The 15,017-nt window shown below is 63.1% G+C and carries 14 protein-coding genes; 4 read left to right on the top strand and 10 right to left on the bottom strand.

Annotated elements, in window-relative coordinates; genetic code table 11:
* Positions 1-173 precede the first annotated feature (173 nt).
* The 5 genes from KHO22_RS24535 to KHO22_RS32795 form a co-directional block, all read right to left on the bottom strand.
* Positions 174-1,796, bottom strand: a complete 1,623-nt coding sequence (locus tag KHO22_RS24535; RefSeq protein ID WP_211949779.1) for a GMC family oxidoreductase — start codon at positions 1,794-1,796, stop codon at positions 174-176.
* Between the two features lie 188 nt (positions 1,797-1,984).
* Positions 1,985-3,190 carry a tricarballylate utilization 4Fe-4S protein TcuB gene (gene tcuB / locus KHO22_RS24530; protein ID WP_211949778.1) on the bottom strand — a complete coding sequence of 402 codons (1,206 nt, stop codon included), beginning with the start codon at positions 3,188-3,190 and terminating at the stop codon, positions 1,985-1,987.
* Positions 3,177-4,586 (bottom strand): FAD-dependent tricarballylate dehydrogenase TcuA, encoded by a 1,410-nt coding sequence (gene tcuA / locus KHO22_RS24525; protein WP_211949777.1) that lies wholly within the window; start codon positions 4,584-4,586, stop codon positions 3,177-3,179. Before tcuA ends, tcuB begins: the two co-directional genes overlap by 14 nt.
* A gap of 46 nt (positions 4,587-4,632) precedes the next feature.
* On the bottom strand, positions 4,633-4,845 hold the full coding sequence (locus KHO22_RS24520) for a hypothetical protein (RefSeq protein WP_211949776.1): 213 nt from the start codon (positions 4,843-4,845) through the stop codon (positions 4,633-4,635).
* Positions 4,846-4,911: 66 nt separating this feature from the next.
* The gene (locus KHO22_RS32795) at positions 4,912-5,133 is read right to left on the bottom strand and encodes a rubredoxin (RefSeq protein ID WP_211949775.1); all 222 of its coding nucleotides are present in this window, start codon (positions 5,131-5,133) and stop codon (positions 4,912-4,914) included.
* A 233-nt stretch (positions 5,134-5,366) separates the two neighbouring features.
* Here KHO22_RS32795 and KHO22_RS24510 point away from each other — a divergent pair, with 233 nt between their 5' ends.
* The 4 genes from KHO22_RS24510 to KHO22_RS24495 are packed head-to-tail and all read left to right on the top strand — an operon-like array spanning position 5,367 to position 8,978.
* Positions 5,367-6,536 (top strand): thiolase domain-containing protein, encoded by a 1,170-nt coding sequence (locus tag KHO22_RS24510; RefSeq protein ID WP_211949774.1) that lies wholly within the window; start codon positions 5,367-5,369, stop codon positions 6,534-6,536.
* Positions 6,537-6,541: 5 nt separating this feature from the next.
* Positions 6,542-6,958, top strand: coding sequence for a Zn-ribbon domain-containing OB-fold protein (locus KHO22_RS24505; RefSeq protein WP_211949773.1), 417 nt, complete (start codon positions 6,542-6,544; stop codon positions 6,956-6,958).
* 23 nt (positions 6,959-6,981) lie between these two features.
* Positions 6,982-8,151 carry a lactonase family protein gene (locus tag KHO22_RS24500; RefSeq protein WP_211949772.1) on the top strand — a complete coding sequence of 390 codons (1,170 nt, stop codon included), beginning with the start codon at positions 6,982-6,984 and terminating at the stop codon, positions 8,149-8,151.
* A 50-nt stretch (positions 8,152-8,201) separates the two neighbouring features.
* Entirely contained in the window at positions 8,202-8,978 is a 777-nt protein-coding gene (locus tag KHO22_RS24495; protein WP_211949771.1) for an SDR family oxidoreductase, read from the top strand.
* Between the two features lie 125 nt (positions 8,979-9,103).
* Here KHO22_RS24495 and KHO22_RS24490 read toward each other — a convergent pair whose 3' ends face one another.
* The 5 genes from KHO22_RS24490 to KHO22_RS24470 all read right to left on the bottom strand — a co-directional run bounded on the left by KHO22_RS24490 (position 9,104) and on the right by KHO22_RS24470 (position 14,835).
* Positions 9,104-9,838, bottom strand: a complete 735-nt coding sequence (locus KHO22_RS24490) for an IclR family transcriptional regulator (protein ID WP_230427009.1) — start codon at positions 9,836-9,838, stop codon at positions 9,104-9,106.
* Between the two features lie 177 nt (positions 9,839-10,015).
* Positions 10,016-10,867, bottom strand: a complete 852-nt coding sequence (locus KHO22_RS24485; RefSeq protein ID WP_230427002.1) for an enoyl-CoA hydratase/isomerase family protein — start codon at positions 10,865-10,867, stop codon at positions 10,016-10,018.
* A complete protein-coding gene (locus tag KHO22_RS24480; protein WP_211949769.1) occupies positions 10,818-11,561 on the bottom strand; it encodes an enoyl-CoA hydratase/isomerase family protein in 744 nt (247 codons plus the stop codon). Before KHO22_RS24480 ends, KHO22_RS24485 begins: the two co-directional genes overlap by 50 nt.
* A 26-nt stretch (positions 11,562-11,587) precedes the next feature.
* Entirely contained in the window at positions 11,588-12,640 is a 1,053-nt protein-coding gene (locus tag KHO22_RS24475) for a CDP-6-deoxy-delta-3,4-glucoseen reductase (protein WP_211949768.1), read from the bottom strand.
* On the bottom strand, positions 12,637-14,835 hold the full coding sequence (locus KHO22_RS24470) for an acetate--CoA ligase family protein (RefSeq protein ID WP_230427001.1): 2,199 nt from the start codon (positions 14,833-14,835) through the stop codon (positions 12,637-12,639). The genes KHO22_RS24475 and KHO22_RS24470 overlap by 4 nt, the downstream gene beginning before the upstream one ends.
* Between the last annotated feature and the right edge of the window lie 182 nt (positions 14,836-15,017).

Here is a 15,017-nt window from a genome sequence, read left to right as displayed (position 1 = left end):
GGTTTCTATCAGTGGAACTCAAGGACGGTAGTACCGAGAACGCCTGGGAGCCCCGAAAGAGACTTTCGATCGAATCCACAGACAGCGCGGCATAGCGCTCAATTTCACTGGTAGAAATCCGTTTCATTTTCAAAACAGGCGGAATTGGGCCGGCGGAAGCATAACCGCCGGGGCTATGCCGCCCGACTTGCTGCGCGCTGGTCTGCGAGAATCATGTCCGCGCCCTTCTCCCCAATCATGATGGTCGGGGCATTCGTATTGCCGGATGTCACGACCGGCATGATCGAAGCATCGACGACACGCAGGCGTTCGACGCCCTGCACGCGCAGGCGTGCGTCAACGACCGCCATGCGGTCATTGCCCATCTTGCATGTCCCCGCGGGATGGAACGCGCATTGGCCTTCGCGCTCCATATAGTCGATCCATTGCGCGTCGGTACGCACCTCCTTCCCCGGCACCAGTTCTTCGAGGACGAACGAAGCCAGCGGCTCCATTGCAAGGATTTGGCGCAATCGCCGCAGGCCTGCGAGCATTGCGCCGATATCCTCGGGAGCGTGAAGGTAGTTAGGCACGAATGCTGGAGACTGCATCGGATCGGCGCTGCGAAGGATCACTTCACCGCGCGAGTCCGGACGCACGCGATAGACCGATGCGCTGATCGCAGGGAAATCGTCGACCACCGCTTCACTGGTTCCCGCATACGAGACGGTCATCGGACGAAAGCTGACTTCCATGTCCGCGTAGGCCACCTGCGGCCCGCTACGAAAGAACGCGGCGGCGATCGAAGAGCCCAGCGCAAGGTAGCCGCCTTTCGTGAGCAGATAGCGTGCACCCGCAGCGTACTTGCGCCAGCCGGCAAGATACTGATTGTAGGAACCCTCTCGCGTGGTCCTCGCCTGCACCCGCACGGCGAAATGGTCCTGCAGGTTCTTGCCCACGCCCGGCAGGTGCGCCACCGTTGCGATGCCGTGCCGCCGCAGTTGCTCTGCGTCGCCGATGCCGGACAGCATCAGGAGGTGCGGGGAGCTGAGCGCGCCCGCGCACAGCACCACTTCACGCGCCGCGTGAAAACGCTGAATCTGCCCATCGATCTCAGCCTCGATACCGGTCGCGGCAACTCCGGCGAACAAGAGCCTGTGTACGTGCGCGCCAGTCCGTATGTCGAGATTCGGCCGACGCGCGACGATCGGCGCCACGAACGCGTCATAAGTGGATTGCCGCACCCCGTTGCGGATCGTGGCGCGCAGCAGCCCCACGCCTTCCTGCTCACCTTCGTTGAAGTCGTCCAGGCGCGTCAGACCAGTGCGCTGCGCGGCCTCGACGAAGGCCAGCGCCGCGGGGTGGAGAACCGACGGATCACTTACCGTCAATAGCCCGTGCGACTCGCTGCCTTTTTCCGTGTCGCCGGGCCGGCACACTGAGCGCCTGAAATAGGGCAACACGTCATCCCAGCCCCAGCCGGGATTGCCGAGATCGCGCCAATGATCGAAATCGCGTCGGTGGCCGCGCACGTAAACCATGCCGTTGATGGCACTGCTTCCACCAAGCGTCTTGCCGCGGGGCCAGTAGATCCGGCGATTGCGCAAGGTAGGCACTGGCTCCGTTTCGAAGCACCAGTTGTAGTGCTCTGACCTGAACAACTTGCCCATGCCAGCGGGCGCGCGGATCCAGAAATCATCGGCGGGTGGTCCCGCCTCTACCAGCAGCACGCGCGTGCTGCGATCCTCGCTCAGCCGGCGGGCCAGGACACAGCCTGCCGAGCCAGCCCCAACAATGATGTAGTCGTAACAATTCACGTGGTCGTTCTCCTCATCCGAAGCAGCGCACGGCCTTCGGAATCGTTGCGCTGTGCTATCGCTGTCGGACTATGAGAAAGGAGGCTGGCTCAGCCGCGCTTGGCGCTTGGACGAGCCAGCAGAGAGAATCTCTCGAACGTAGCCGGCATCTCCAGGCTCACGCTCAGGGCGGGCAATGGAGTGCAGGCTCAGTCGTCGCCGAGACGCAGTTCGCTCGGCCTGCGCTTCTCGATGTTGGACTTCAACAGTGCGGCGGTACGGAACATGCCGTGCGCAAATTTTCCATACGGCAGTGTCGCGAACAAGGCGATCACCACACCCAGGTGTACTGCCAGCAGGAAAGGCATGGCAGCGGTTTCGCGCCCCGCCAGCAAACCCAGCCCGGTCCCGCCAGTCGACAGCAGCAAGGTGATGAATCCCCGATCCATCGGTCGCTGTTGCACATCCCCGTGTTCGGGATGGCGTTGAAGGTTCAGCCACAGCAATCCGGCCGGACCGATCAGCAGCCCGATGCCACCCGCGGTCCCCAACAGCACGGGAAGGCTGAAGACCGGATAGGGCGCGTGCCACCCCAACAGGTAATGGTAAGCGGTCGCCACCGCCGTCGACGCAAAGCACAGCATGAAGCCATAGAACGTGAAATGATGGAAGCGGCGCCGCGCCAGCGTAAAGCGATCATTCGCCTCATTGCAGCCATCTCCATGGCCACCATCCAGGTAGGTCAACGTCAGCACGTTCTTCGTCGCCTCCGCCACGGCAGGTGCCGAGGCCGTCCCGGCCGACACGTCGCGCCAGAAGCGCCGCACCCCGATGCCGAGCGCGATGACTGCAAAGCCGAACACCGCGCCAAACATGCTTGCCAGCGTGTTGTGCGGGAACACCGCATAGAAATTTCCGCCCTCGTGCGTAAGCCACAGCGCGCCACCTATCGTCACGGCCAGCACCAGGAACAATGCGAGTCCGATCGCCAGCGCTACCGACACCGTCAGGCCGTTGCACTTATACAGCTTGCCCAGCGGCGCCGGCCACGCATATTCGCTGTACGTCTCCAACCGTACCTTGGCCATCGCCTGAGGCACGTTGACGCCGAAGTCATGCGGAGGCGCGTACTGGCACGCGTGATAGCACGCACCGCAGTTGTGACACAGATTCGCCAGGTAGTTCACATCGGCCTTGCCAAATTCGAGCCGGCGCGTCATGGCCGGAAACACCGCGCAAAAACCCTCACAATAGCGGCAGGCATTACAGATCTGCATCTGCCGCGCGACTTCGGCTTCGTTCTCCGTGAGCGGCAGCACGCGGATCACGCGTCCGGTGTTGGGCATGGCAGTCGCGCCCGGCTCCTGGCCAGCCAGCTCCGTGGCCTCGCGCGCAAGCGCTTCAAGCCTCTGCATGGACCGCTCCCGTCTTGATGCCCGCCGCCTTAGCGGCTTGCGTGCCGGCGATACGCCCAAATGCGGTACCGATCGACATGCCGACGCCCGCCGTATATCCCTTGCCCAGCACGTTGCCCGCCATCATTTCTCCTGCCACGAACAGATTCCCGCTCGGCTTGCCGCCGAAATGCACCTGCGCCAGGTCGTTGACCTTCAGGCCCAGGTAAGTGAACGTGATGCCCGGCCGCAACGCGTAGCCGTAGAACGGCGCCTGGTCCAGCGGACGGGCCCAATGTGTCTTGGAGGGTGTCAGGCCTTCGGTATGGCAGTCGTCCAGCGCAGTATGGTCGAACGTGCCGACACGGCACGCGGCGTTGTAGTCCTGCACGGTGCGCACGAACTGCGCTTCCGGCAGCCCGAGCTTGCGCGCAAGTTCGGGCAGCGTGTCGGCCTTCTCGCCGGGAAACACCGGCGGCATGAAGCGGCCGATGGCCTGGCTGTCGATGATCGAGTAGCCGATCTGCCCCGGCTGTTGCGCTACCAGCCGGCCCCAGATCGCATAGCGCTTGGGCCAGAAGTCCTCGCCCTCGTCATAGAAGCGCTCAGCGTCGCGGTTGACGACAATGCCCAGCGACACGCAGTCGATGCGCGTGCAGATCCCTCCGTCGTACAGCGGCGCGCGCGCATCGATGGCCACGCAATGCGATTGCGACGGGTCACCGATGGCGTCCGCCCCCGATTCAATCATGTGCCGCAACAGCACACCTTGGTTGAAGCGCGTGCCGCGGATCAGGAAGTTGTCGGCCGGCCATTCGCCGCGCTCGTTCTGGCCCCACGCTTCGCGCAGCCATTCGCGGTTCGATTCGAAGCCACCCGCAGCCAGCACGCAGGTGCGCGCGGTGAAGCGCTCGTGGCCGCTGCGCGCGGCGACGAAGCGGTCGCCGTCCATCTCGATCGCGTCGACTGGCGTTTCATAGCGGATCTGCACGCCCATCGCTTCGGCGCTGCGGTAATAGGCGTTGACCAGCGCCTTGCCGCCGCCCATGAAGAAGGCGTTGGTGCGCGCCACATGCAACGCGCCCGAGAGCGGCGGCTGGAAGCGCACGCCATGCTTTCGCATCCAGGGCCGGCAGGTCGACGAGGCACGAATCACGAGTCGTGCCAGGTGTTCATCGGTGATGCCCCCTGTCACCTTCAGCAGATCCTGCCAGTATTCCTCTTCCGGATAGGCGTCCACCAGCACGTCCTGTCGTGCATCGTGCATGCAGCGTAGGTTGCGGGTGTGTTGCGAGTTGCCGCCGCGCCATGCACGAGGCGCCGACTCCAGCAGCAACACCGAAGCCCCGGCTTCGCGCGCCATCAGCGCGGCGCAGAGCGCGGCATTGCCGCCGCCTATCACTAGTACATCGATCATCCAATTCTCCGTCATGGCGCCGTGCCCGGCCACCAGGATCTGACTGTCACGTCTGTCGCCCGCCGCGGTCGCACGGCGGAAACACGCACCAGGAGCCATCGGCGTGGCGGAAGAACAGGAGCGACAGCGCCCCCGAAGCTCGTTCGACCTCGACCTGCACATAGCCGCGTTGGTTTGCGTCGTCGCGCATGCGGGTAATGCGCGCAATCGTCGGCGCCTCTGGCCCGAACCACTTTTCCATCAACCCGCGCAGGGACATTCCACCCATTCCCATTTGGCCTGCTCCATTGCGTTCCTGCCTCGAACCGCGCCGACTTCGCTTGTGCTACACCTCGACCATCTCGAAGTCGCTCTTGCCTACCGAACACTCCGGGCACATCCAGTCGTCGGGAATGTCAGCCCAGCGCGTGCCCGGGGCGATGCCCTCGTCGGGCATCCCCATCGCCTCGTCGTAGACAAAGCCGCACAGCGCGCATTGCCAGACCTTGAAGTCGGCAAAGACGGCGCCCGCGCCCGAATGGTCAACGCTCGCGCATTGGTTCTCCATGGTCCTGCTCCTTTCGTCATACCTGCCCACTGTGGGCTCAACTCAGAGTGGCACTGCGCCAGGACAGCGCCCCCTCCCATCACACAACGAGCCATACAGGCCCTGCCCTGGCATCTCCAGGTTCACCCACAACCTTGGAAGCGATGATATCATGGGTTCTACTGAATAGCATTGATTCCAGTGTATGAAACCGATTGGCAGTTGTCCAGTGACGGACTGCAAGGAGACTCGGCATGACAATCAAAGACAAGGCCTACATCATCGGGGCGTACGAACACCCCTTGCGCAAAGCGCCGGAGCACTCCGTGGCGCAGCTCCATGCGGAGGTCGCCAAAGGCGCGATCGAAGACGCGGGGCTGTCGCGGGATGACATCGACGGCTTTTTCTGTGCCGGTGACGCACCGGGTGCCAACGTGTGGTCGATGGCGAACTACCTGAACCTGAACCGGCTCAGGCATGTGGATTCGACGGATATGGGGGGATGCTCATACTTGGCACACGTGGCCCACGCGGCCGAGGCGATCGCGGCCGGCAAGTGCAACGTGGCGCTCATCACCCTTGCCGGTCGGCCGAATTCCGAGGGAATTTCCGGCACGCAGGTGCGAGTCCGCGGCGTCAACATGCCGGAGGCGCCCTATGAAATGCCCTACAGCCCGGTCACGCTGAACCTTTACGCCATGTGTGCCATGCGGCATATGTATGAATTCGGCACCACGAGCGAGCAGCTTGCCTGGGTCAAGGTCGCTGCGTCGCACCATGCGCAGTACAACCCGAACGCCATGCTGCGCAACGTTGTCACGGTCGATGACGTACTGGCCTCGCCGATGATCGCTGACCCGCTGCATCGTCTCGATTCATGCGTTGTCAGCGATGGGGGTGGCGCGGTGATCGTGGCGCGCCCGGAAATCGCCAGGGCCCTGGCACGTCCCCGCATCAAACTGCTGGGTGCAGGCGAATCGACCAAGCACCAGATGGCTGGCAAGGTGGACCTGACCTATACCGGCGCGGCATGGACGGGCCCGCGTGCCTTCGAAGAAGCAGGCGTCACCCCCGCCGATATCCAGTATGCGTCGATCTACGACAGCTTCACCATCACCGTAATCCTGCAACTGGAAGACCTAGGCTTCTGCAAGAAGGGAGAAGGCGGCCGGTTCGTCGCCGACGGCAAGCTGATCTCCGGAGTCGGCAAGCTGCCTTTCAATACCGACGGCGGCGGCCTGTGCAATAACCATCCGGCAAATCGCGGTGGCATGACCAAGATCATCGAAGCGGTGCGCCAACTGCGCGGCGAAGCGCATCCCAGCGTGCAGGTACCGGATTGCACACTAGCACTGGCCACAGGCATCGGTGGAGCGATCGGCCACCGGCACGGCGCGGCCACGCTCATCATGGAAAGGGAGTAAATGACATGCCGACGTTTTCCGAAGCCCGCAAGATCAGCGACCCGGCTATGAATCCGGGGGATGAACCCTATTTCGCCGCCGCTGCCGAGGGAAAGCTGCTGGTCAAGGTTTGCAGTAGTTGCGAGCAAACCCATCACTATCCGCGTGCCTTGTGTCCTTTTTGCTGGAGCAGTGAAGTGCAATGGGCCGACAGCCAGGGTACAGGGGTGATTTATACCTATAGCGTGACACGCCGCGGCACCGGCACGCCCTACTGCATCGCCTACGTGACGCTGGATGAAGGGCCAACCATCTTGACGAACATCGTCGACACAGACCTGGATACGGTCCGGATCGGGCAGCGCGTCAGGGTGGTCTTCAAAACGTCCGAAAGCGGCACATCGATTCCGATGTTCACGCCGGTTGCCGACAATACGCCCTGAGCCGATTACCCGCGGAGAATCCAATGGCAAGATCCGTTGCCTTATATAGTGCCGTTGATGACAGGCTCACCCATTACGCGGTGGATGTCGATTCGGCAACGCTCGTCAGGAAGGGAACCGTCCGGGCTCCCGCCAAGGTGCAATATGCCTGGCGCCACCCTTCCCAACCGTACCTGTATGTTTCCACCAGCAACGGCGGGCCGCGGGTCGAATCCGATTACAACCACGTCAGCGCCTTTGCCATCGGGGCGGATGGCGCGTTGCTGGCGCACGGGGAAAGCCGCCCCTTGCCGCGTCGCGCCGTGCATATGTGCGTGGATCCGTCCGGCCGCTATGTCCTGAATGGCCACAACTATCCGTCAAGCGGAATCACGGTGCATCGCGTGGAAGCTAATGGAAAGATCGGCGATTGCGTCGTACAGGCCACCGCCCTGGACTACGGCATCTACCCGCACCAGGTCATGGTCACACCGTCGGGCCGCACCGCCGTGATCGTCGACCGCGGCAACAAGGCGCTGGGCGACAAGCCGGAAGAGCCCGGAGCACTGCGGACCTTCGGCTTCGCGGATGGCCATCTGTCTGCCGGCGGGGTGGTAGCCCCACGGGGCGGATATGGCTTCGGTCCTCGCCACATCGCATTCCACCCGTCAAAGCCCTGGCTCTACGCTTCGGATGAACGCACCAACCAACTCTACATGTTCCGCTACAGCGATAGCGGCATCGAAGCGGCACCCGCCTTCACCTGTCCGACACTGCGCCAGCCCGAACTCGTGCGCCCCAGGCAATTGGGGGGGCCCATTCACGTCCATCCGGCCGGCCATTGCGTCTATGTCGCCAACCGGGCCGACCACACTGTCGCCGACCGCGATAGCAAGGTATTCGCCGGCGGCGAAAACAATATCGCGGTGTATCGGATCGACCCGGAAACAGGGGAACCGACGCTTCTCCAGCACGCTGACACCGAATCCTTCCACATCCGCACCTTTGCCTGCGATCCAGGCGGGCGCCTGCTGGTGACGGCGAGCATCAAGGCCCTGGCCAAGCGCGATGGCGACCATATCCGGCACGTGCCGGCGGCACTTTCGGTCCTTCGCATCACAGCAGACGGCCGCCTGGAACTCTCTCGGACGTACGATGTGGAAACCGCCGGCAACCAGCTCCAATATTGGATGGGGATGGTCGGCCTTGACTAAGGTCGGCAATCGTCGCCAAGGACTCGACCCTACTTAGTGAGCAAAAGAAAATGGATCTCGGAATTAAAGGAAAGACGGCGCTGATCACTGCTTCCAGCGGCGGCATGGGCAGGAACATTGCGCATGCACTGGCAGCGGAAGGCGTCAATGTGGTGCTGTTCGCCCGCTCCGCCGACAAGCTGCAAGCCGTTACGGAGGAAATCGAAGCGCAGCACGGCGTAGAGGCCATCGCGGTTCCCGGCAATATGCTGGTGCGCGACGATGTGGAACGGCTGGCCGCCACGCTGCGGCAGAATGGCGGTGGCCCCGACATTGTCGTCCTGAACACGGCACGTCCACCCAACCCCATCCGCGCCACACTTGAAGAAAACGACGAAGCGCGCTGGAAGGAGGCATACGAGAACCAGTTGTGGGGCACCATCCAGGTGGTGACCCATGTCATCCCGCTGATGCTCGACCGCGGATGGGGCCGAATCATCGCCATCACGTCCGCATCGGTCAAGCAGCCGATGCCGCATCACAGCCTGTCAACTGTGTTCCGGGCTGGCGTGACGGCCTATATGAAGCACCTGTCGAATGAGGTTGGGGCCAGCGGCATTACCGTAAACTGCGTTGCTCCCGCGCTGATCGACACTTCGCACCGCAGTGACGGTGCTGCCTATTCGGCAGAACAGACCGCAGCTCGCAAGAAGCTCACACCGCTGGGCCGGCTCGGCACCCAGCAGGAAACGACCGGCGTGGTGACGTTCCTGGCCTCGATGCAGGCGGGGTTCGTCAATGGCGCGACGATTCCGGTGGAAGGCGGGATGGTGGGATCGCTGCTCTGACGCACTAGCGATCGAGGAGCGAAGGATTCGGGGTAGACCATGTGCCCGCGCACCTACCCCTTTTCCAGTACGCGTTTGCCAGTACGCAGCAAACGCACTACCGCGGCAATGGATCGAAGCTGAGGTTATTCCAGCCGGCCGCCGAACTGCAGCGAGATATTGGCGGCGGCATTGACCACTTGCTTGACGAGTTCCTTTTCGCGAGTCTGCAAGCGCACGGTCGGTGCGCCAAGCGACAGGCAATAGTGCACTTCTTCGTGTACGTCCTTGATGGGCGCCGAAATCGCCGAGATGCCCAGCAGGCGTTCCCCATGCGAGACCGAATAACCTTGCTCGCGCACTTTCTCGAATTCGGCCAGCACGTCGGCCTTGGTTCGCTTGGTCGCCTTGGCAACAGCGGTGACGAAGGGGGCGGCTTCATCCTTCGGCATATACGCCATCAGCACCTTGGAGCCGGATCCCACGAGCAGCGGGATCTGCTCGCCCGACTGGACCACGGCGCGCAGCGGCGAGGCGTCTGTCGACACCGCGTCGATGCAGATGCGGTTCTGGCCGCTGACGGTATGCAGCGAGATCGTTTCCTTGGTCTTTTCCGCCAACTCGATCAGGATCGGACGGGCAATCTCGCGGATCCCGAGCGTGCTTTTCACCAGGCCGGCGAGCCGTGTGAAGCGGAACGACAGGCAGTACTGCTGGTCTTCAAGCCGGACCAGGTAGCCCGCCTGGTCCAGGCTCTGGACGATGCGGAACGTCGTGGACTTCGGCAGCTCGATGCGGTCAGCAATCTCCTGTAGCGTCAGGCTGCTCCGTTCGGCCGTGAAGCTTTCGAATACAGCAAGAATACGTTGCACCGAGCGCATCATTTGGAGGTATTCCATCCATATTTAGAAACCCTGTATGGTACATCACGGCAGTGGGGTCGCCATGCCCCACACGCGCCCCAATGCCACCGCCGTGATCCACTGCGGGGCGCAACGCTACACCCGCCTCAAAATGTTACCCTTAAAGCACTCAGCATAAGCGAAAGGCCATGGGGCTCAGCGGCCTTCGAATACGGGCTTGCGCTTCTCCTTGTAAGCCAGGATCGCCTCCTTGTAGTCCCGCGTCGATTGCACGACTGCCATGTGCGATGCCACCGTTTCCAGGCTCGTGCGCAGGTCGGTGCGCTGCGATTGATACATCAGCTTCTTGATATCGCGTGTCTGGATCGGCGGTCCGTCCGCCAGGCGCTGGGCAAAGGCGATCGTCTCCTGCATCAGGTCGTCCGCGCTGCAAACACGGTTGACCAGCCCGATACGCAGCGCCTCTTCCGCCGGCACGAAATCGCCGGTCCAAAGCAGCTCCAACGCCTTGGCCGGACCTACCAGGCGCGGCAGGAAATAGCAGCCGCCGTTGCCGGGCAGAAGGCCGACACGGATGTACGCCTCCGCAAACCGCGCGGTTCTCGCCGCAAAGCGCAGGTCGCACATGAGCGAAAGATCCATGCCCGCTCCCACGGCGGCCCCGTTCACGGCGGCGATGAGCGGCTTCTCGAATTCTTCCACCGCCAATGCAACCTGATGGGTGACATTCTGGAGCCTCCGCTTGCGCTCCAGCGGTGTCGGGTCGGCTTCCGATCCGCGTCGGCCAAGATCGCCGCCCGAGCAGAACGCGTCCCCACTGCCGGTAATGACAAAGCTGCCGATGCTCGGGTCTTCGTTCGCACTCTTCAGTGCCGCGCGCAGGAGTTCGAGCATTTCCTCACTCAACGCGTTCTTCTTCTCCGGTCGATTCAGGCGCGCGACCATCACGCGGCCAATCGTTTCAATCTCCAGGTCTGCCACTTTCCCCTCCTGATTGTTAGTGCGCCACAGCTTCGGCCGCCGCGACGGCCTTGCGGTGCCGGGCATGCTGCGCACGCGCTTCCAGCAGCGCCGCCTTCAGTTCCCGGTTGATCCATTGCTTGTTGTCGGCAAATACGCGTCGCTCCTTGGCGCCCAACGTTCCTGCCAGTCCTCTTGCCGCCTGCTTCAGTTCATCGGCTGGCACCACGGCCGCCACCAGCCCCCGCGTCAGCGCTTCGCGCGCCGGCATGCGCCTGCCCGTCTGGATCAGGTCCAGCGCCAGCGCACGTCCGCCGATGACCTCGAGGATATTCGCGCCGGAAAAGGTCGGAATGCCAAGATCGATTTCCGGCAAGGACAGCGAAGCCGTTTCCGCCGCGACACAGGCATCCGCCAGCAACGCCAACATGGCGCCACCACCGCTGGCGATGCCGTTCAGTACGGCAATGACCGGGACCGGGTTGTCCATCACGGCATCCTGCAATGCCGCCAGCGCTTGCGACCGGTGCTCGCGCTGACGCGCCATGTCGCCGTCTTCGGGCTGCTCCCGCACATCGGCGCCACCACTGAACACACGGCCTCCCGCCGCCGTCAGCAGCACGGCCTTGACCGTCTGATCTCCCGCGCCATCCCGGATCGCTGCGGTGATGCCCTCCATGATGGCGACGGTCATCGCGTTCGCTTTCTCGGCACGATTGATCGTGATCCACAGAAAGTCTTCTGCACGTTCAACGACGAGATTCTCTTGCGTGGTATTCATGAAAGCTGTCTCCTGATTTTCTTCTGCTAAGCAGCCGCGCGGACCTTGCTACCGCCAGACACGAAGATGTCGGCAAAGAACTCGGTCTCCGGCAGGCGGCATACATTGATGAAATCATCGCGGGCCGACTGCACGACGATCGGCGCGCCACACGCGTAGACCTGGTGGCCAGACAGATCAGGATGGTCTTCCATCACGGCGCGGTGGACAAAGCCAGTGCGCCCCTGCCAGGCGTCTTCGGCGCGGGCCTCGGACACCACCGGCACGTAGCGGACGCCATATTTCTCTTGCCAGGTCTTCGCCAGCGCATCCAGGTAGAGGTCAGCAGGACGGCGCCCCCCCCAGTACAGGTTCATCGGACGGCCACTACCTTTGCTGGCCTCATGCTCGATCATTGCCTTGATCGGCGCGAAGCCCGTGCCGCTGGCCACGAAGATGATCGGCTTGGCGCTCTGCTCGCGGACGAAAAACGCGCCTACCGGGCCTTCGATGCGCAGCAGGTCGTTTTCCTTCAGCACATTGAAGACGTGGGTGCTGAACGGCCCGCCGTAGTTGCGCAGGTGCAGTTCGACCAACTCCTCGTCCTGCGGCGAGTTGGCCATCGACAGGCTGCGGCGGATACCGCCCGGCATCACGATATTGATGTACTGCCCTGGCAGGAACTTCAGGCGTTGCCTGGCGGGCAGGCGCAAGCGGATGCGCATGACGTCGTGCGCCAGGCGCTCCAGTTGTTGCACCCGGCAAGGCAGGCGCACGATGGGGATGTCCATGTTTTCGCGCACCACGCTGCTGGCGATCGCCAGCGCGGAGCGCGGCTTGGCCTGGCAAAGCAGGGCATAGCCCTGAGCACGTTCGGCAGCCGACAGCACGCAGCCGTCGGAATCGCCGTGATCCACTTCACCTTCCAGCACCCGGGCCTTGCAGGTACCGCAGGTGCCGGTGCGGCAGCCATGCGGCAGCGGAAAATTGTGGCTTAGCGCGGCCGCAAGGATCGTATCCCCCTCACGCACCGGCAGCGTGTGACCGACCGGCTCGAACGTGACCGGGTGGGTCGGCAGCTCCATTACTGTTTCGGTCATGATTTTTCTCCCGAGACGGGCTGCACTGCCGGGCGAGCCTTAGGAATGATGACGGCGTCGGCGGCCACCACGCCATCAGCCAGGACGAACACGGGATTGATATCGACTTCTCCCACCTGGTCGCGTGCTTCCCACGCAAAGCGCGACAGCGCAGCGAGCGCGCGCGCCGCGGCATCGACATCCAGCGCCGGCTTGCCCCGGACGCCGTCGAGGATACGCCGGCACTTCAGCTCATCGAGCATCTCGCGTGCCGTCACTTCGTCAAACGGCGCCAGCCTGCAGGTGGTGTCGCCAAGCAGTTCGGCGTAGATGCCGCCCGCACCGACGGCCACGACTGGCCCAAAGACCTCGTCGTTGACCACGCCCGCAATCAGTTCGAAACCGCCCTGGATCATTTCCGTCACCAGCACGCCGGAAATACGGGCAGACGGCGCCTTCTGGCGCGCATTGTCCAGAACCTCGGCAATTGCTGCCTCCAGCTCGGCGCGCGTACGGATGCCCACCTTGACACCGCCCACATCCGTCTTGTGCGCGATATCCGGCGAGACGATCTTGACCACCAGCGGCGCGGTCATCTTGTCGAAGACGGCAGCCTCTTCGACACCGCTGACGATCACATCCCTGGACACGGGAATGCCAGCCGCCGCGAGAATCGCCTTGGCCTCGGCTTCGGACAGCGACGAGCCCTGGGCGTTGCGCGGGAACACTTCGCGCGGTGCCGTCACGTTTTGCGTAGCGGCAGCGGCGCGTTCGACACGCGCGCGGGCCTGCCGGTAGCTGGCCAGCATGGCCAGCGCGCCGGCCGCGCGTGACGGCGACCGCAGTACGGGAATGTTTGCCTTCGCGAACACCGCCAGCGCGTCGCCGACCTGGCTGGCCGGAGCCGATGAGAAGACGACGATGGGCTTTTCGGTCGAGCCGGCAATTTCCCCCAGCACCTCTGCCGCCACCAGGCTCCCCGCCTTGCCGGTCGTCGCGATGTTCACGCACACCGCATGTACATTGGGGTCGGCCAGCGTGGCACGTACCGCCGTTTCCAGATTGGCGCGATTGCTGGCGGAAAAGTAGCCTGCGGTCAGGTCGATGGGATTATGGACGGCCCCGATGTTGGGGATAACCGTCTGAAGGCTTGCCTGGGTCTTGTCGGTCAGCTCGCACAGGGACAGACCCGCCGGCTCGCCGGCGTCAGCAAAGACGATTGCCGAGCCGCCGGACACCCCCATCACCGCCACTCCGCCGCCCGCCGGATACTTGCCGCCTTCAAGCGCCTTCAGGTAGTCGACCGCCTGGTCAATCTCGCGGATCTCCACGATCCCGCTCTGCTTGAAAGCCGCAGAGTAATAGTCATAGCTGCTGGTCATGCTGGCGGTATGCGACGCCGCGGCGCGCGCGCCCTGCTCGGTCACCCCTGCCTTCCACAGCAGCAGCGGCTTGCCACGGGCCATCGCACGCTGCCCGACGTCGAGCAGTGCCCGACCGTCCCGGGTACCTTCGATATAGGCAAGGATGATCTTGGTCTCGTCATCATCGAGCAGGGCATCAATCAACTGGACGGTATCGATATCGCTTTCATTGCCAGTCGCGATCACGTGCCGGAAACCGATGCCGGCGGCCTCGCAAGCCAGTGCGATGCTATACCCGAAACCGCCGCTTTGCGTCACCAGCGAAACGGAACCGGGCATGAGCTTCGGCTCGCGCGTGATGCTGCCAAAGGCGGCATAGACATTGTCATGAAGGTTTGCAAAGCCCAGGCAGTTCGGTCCTACGATGCGCATGCCGGATCCTCGCGCGATCTCGAGCATCCGGCGTTCGCGCTCCACGCCTTCCGGGCCGCTTTCGCGGAAGCCGCCACTGAGGATCAGCGCAAACGGCACACCCTTCTCCGCTGCCGCCTCCACCACCGGCAGCACACCTTTGGCCGGGACACCGATGACGACCAGATCCACGTCATCCTCAATATCGGCAACGGACGCGTAGCACTTCAGGCCGTCGAACTGCTCGTACTTCGGATTAACCGGAAAGATCCTGCCTCGGTAGCCGTTCTTGAGCAGTGCCCGCACAACCTGCGAACCCGGGCGCGCGACATCGTCGGAGACGCCCACCACGGCAATAGCGCGAGGCTCGAATAGATGACTGAATTTGTTCATACCTAGTGTTGATCCCTTCCCGAGACACATCGGGACAAAACTGCGCACTGATGCGCGACAACGTCTGCGACGAGCAGCCCCTGCGGGCCAGGCGCTGTGCAGGCTCCGATAGCCCCGACTTTAGTCCCACCCGTCAGCACAGTCAACATTTTCGGAATCGGTTTCATTCTTCAGAACCACAAAGCCAGCGTCACTCTGGTTCCATACATCGAAACTGATGCTATTCATCA

Origin of the sequence: Cupriavidus yeoncheonensis (assembly GCF_905397275.1) — a bacterium.
GTDB lineage: Bacteria > Pseudomonadota > Gammaproteobacteria > Burkholderiales > Burkholderiaceae > Cupriavidus > Cupriavidus yeoncheonensis.
Note: the sequence above shows the minus strand (reverse complement) of the source record. Positions and strands in the feature narration are given on the sequence as shown.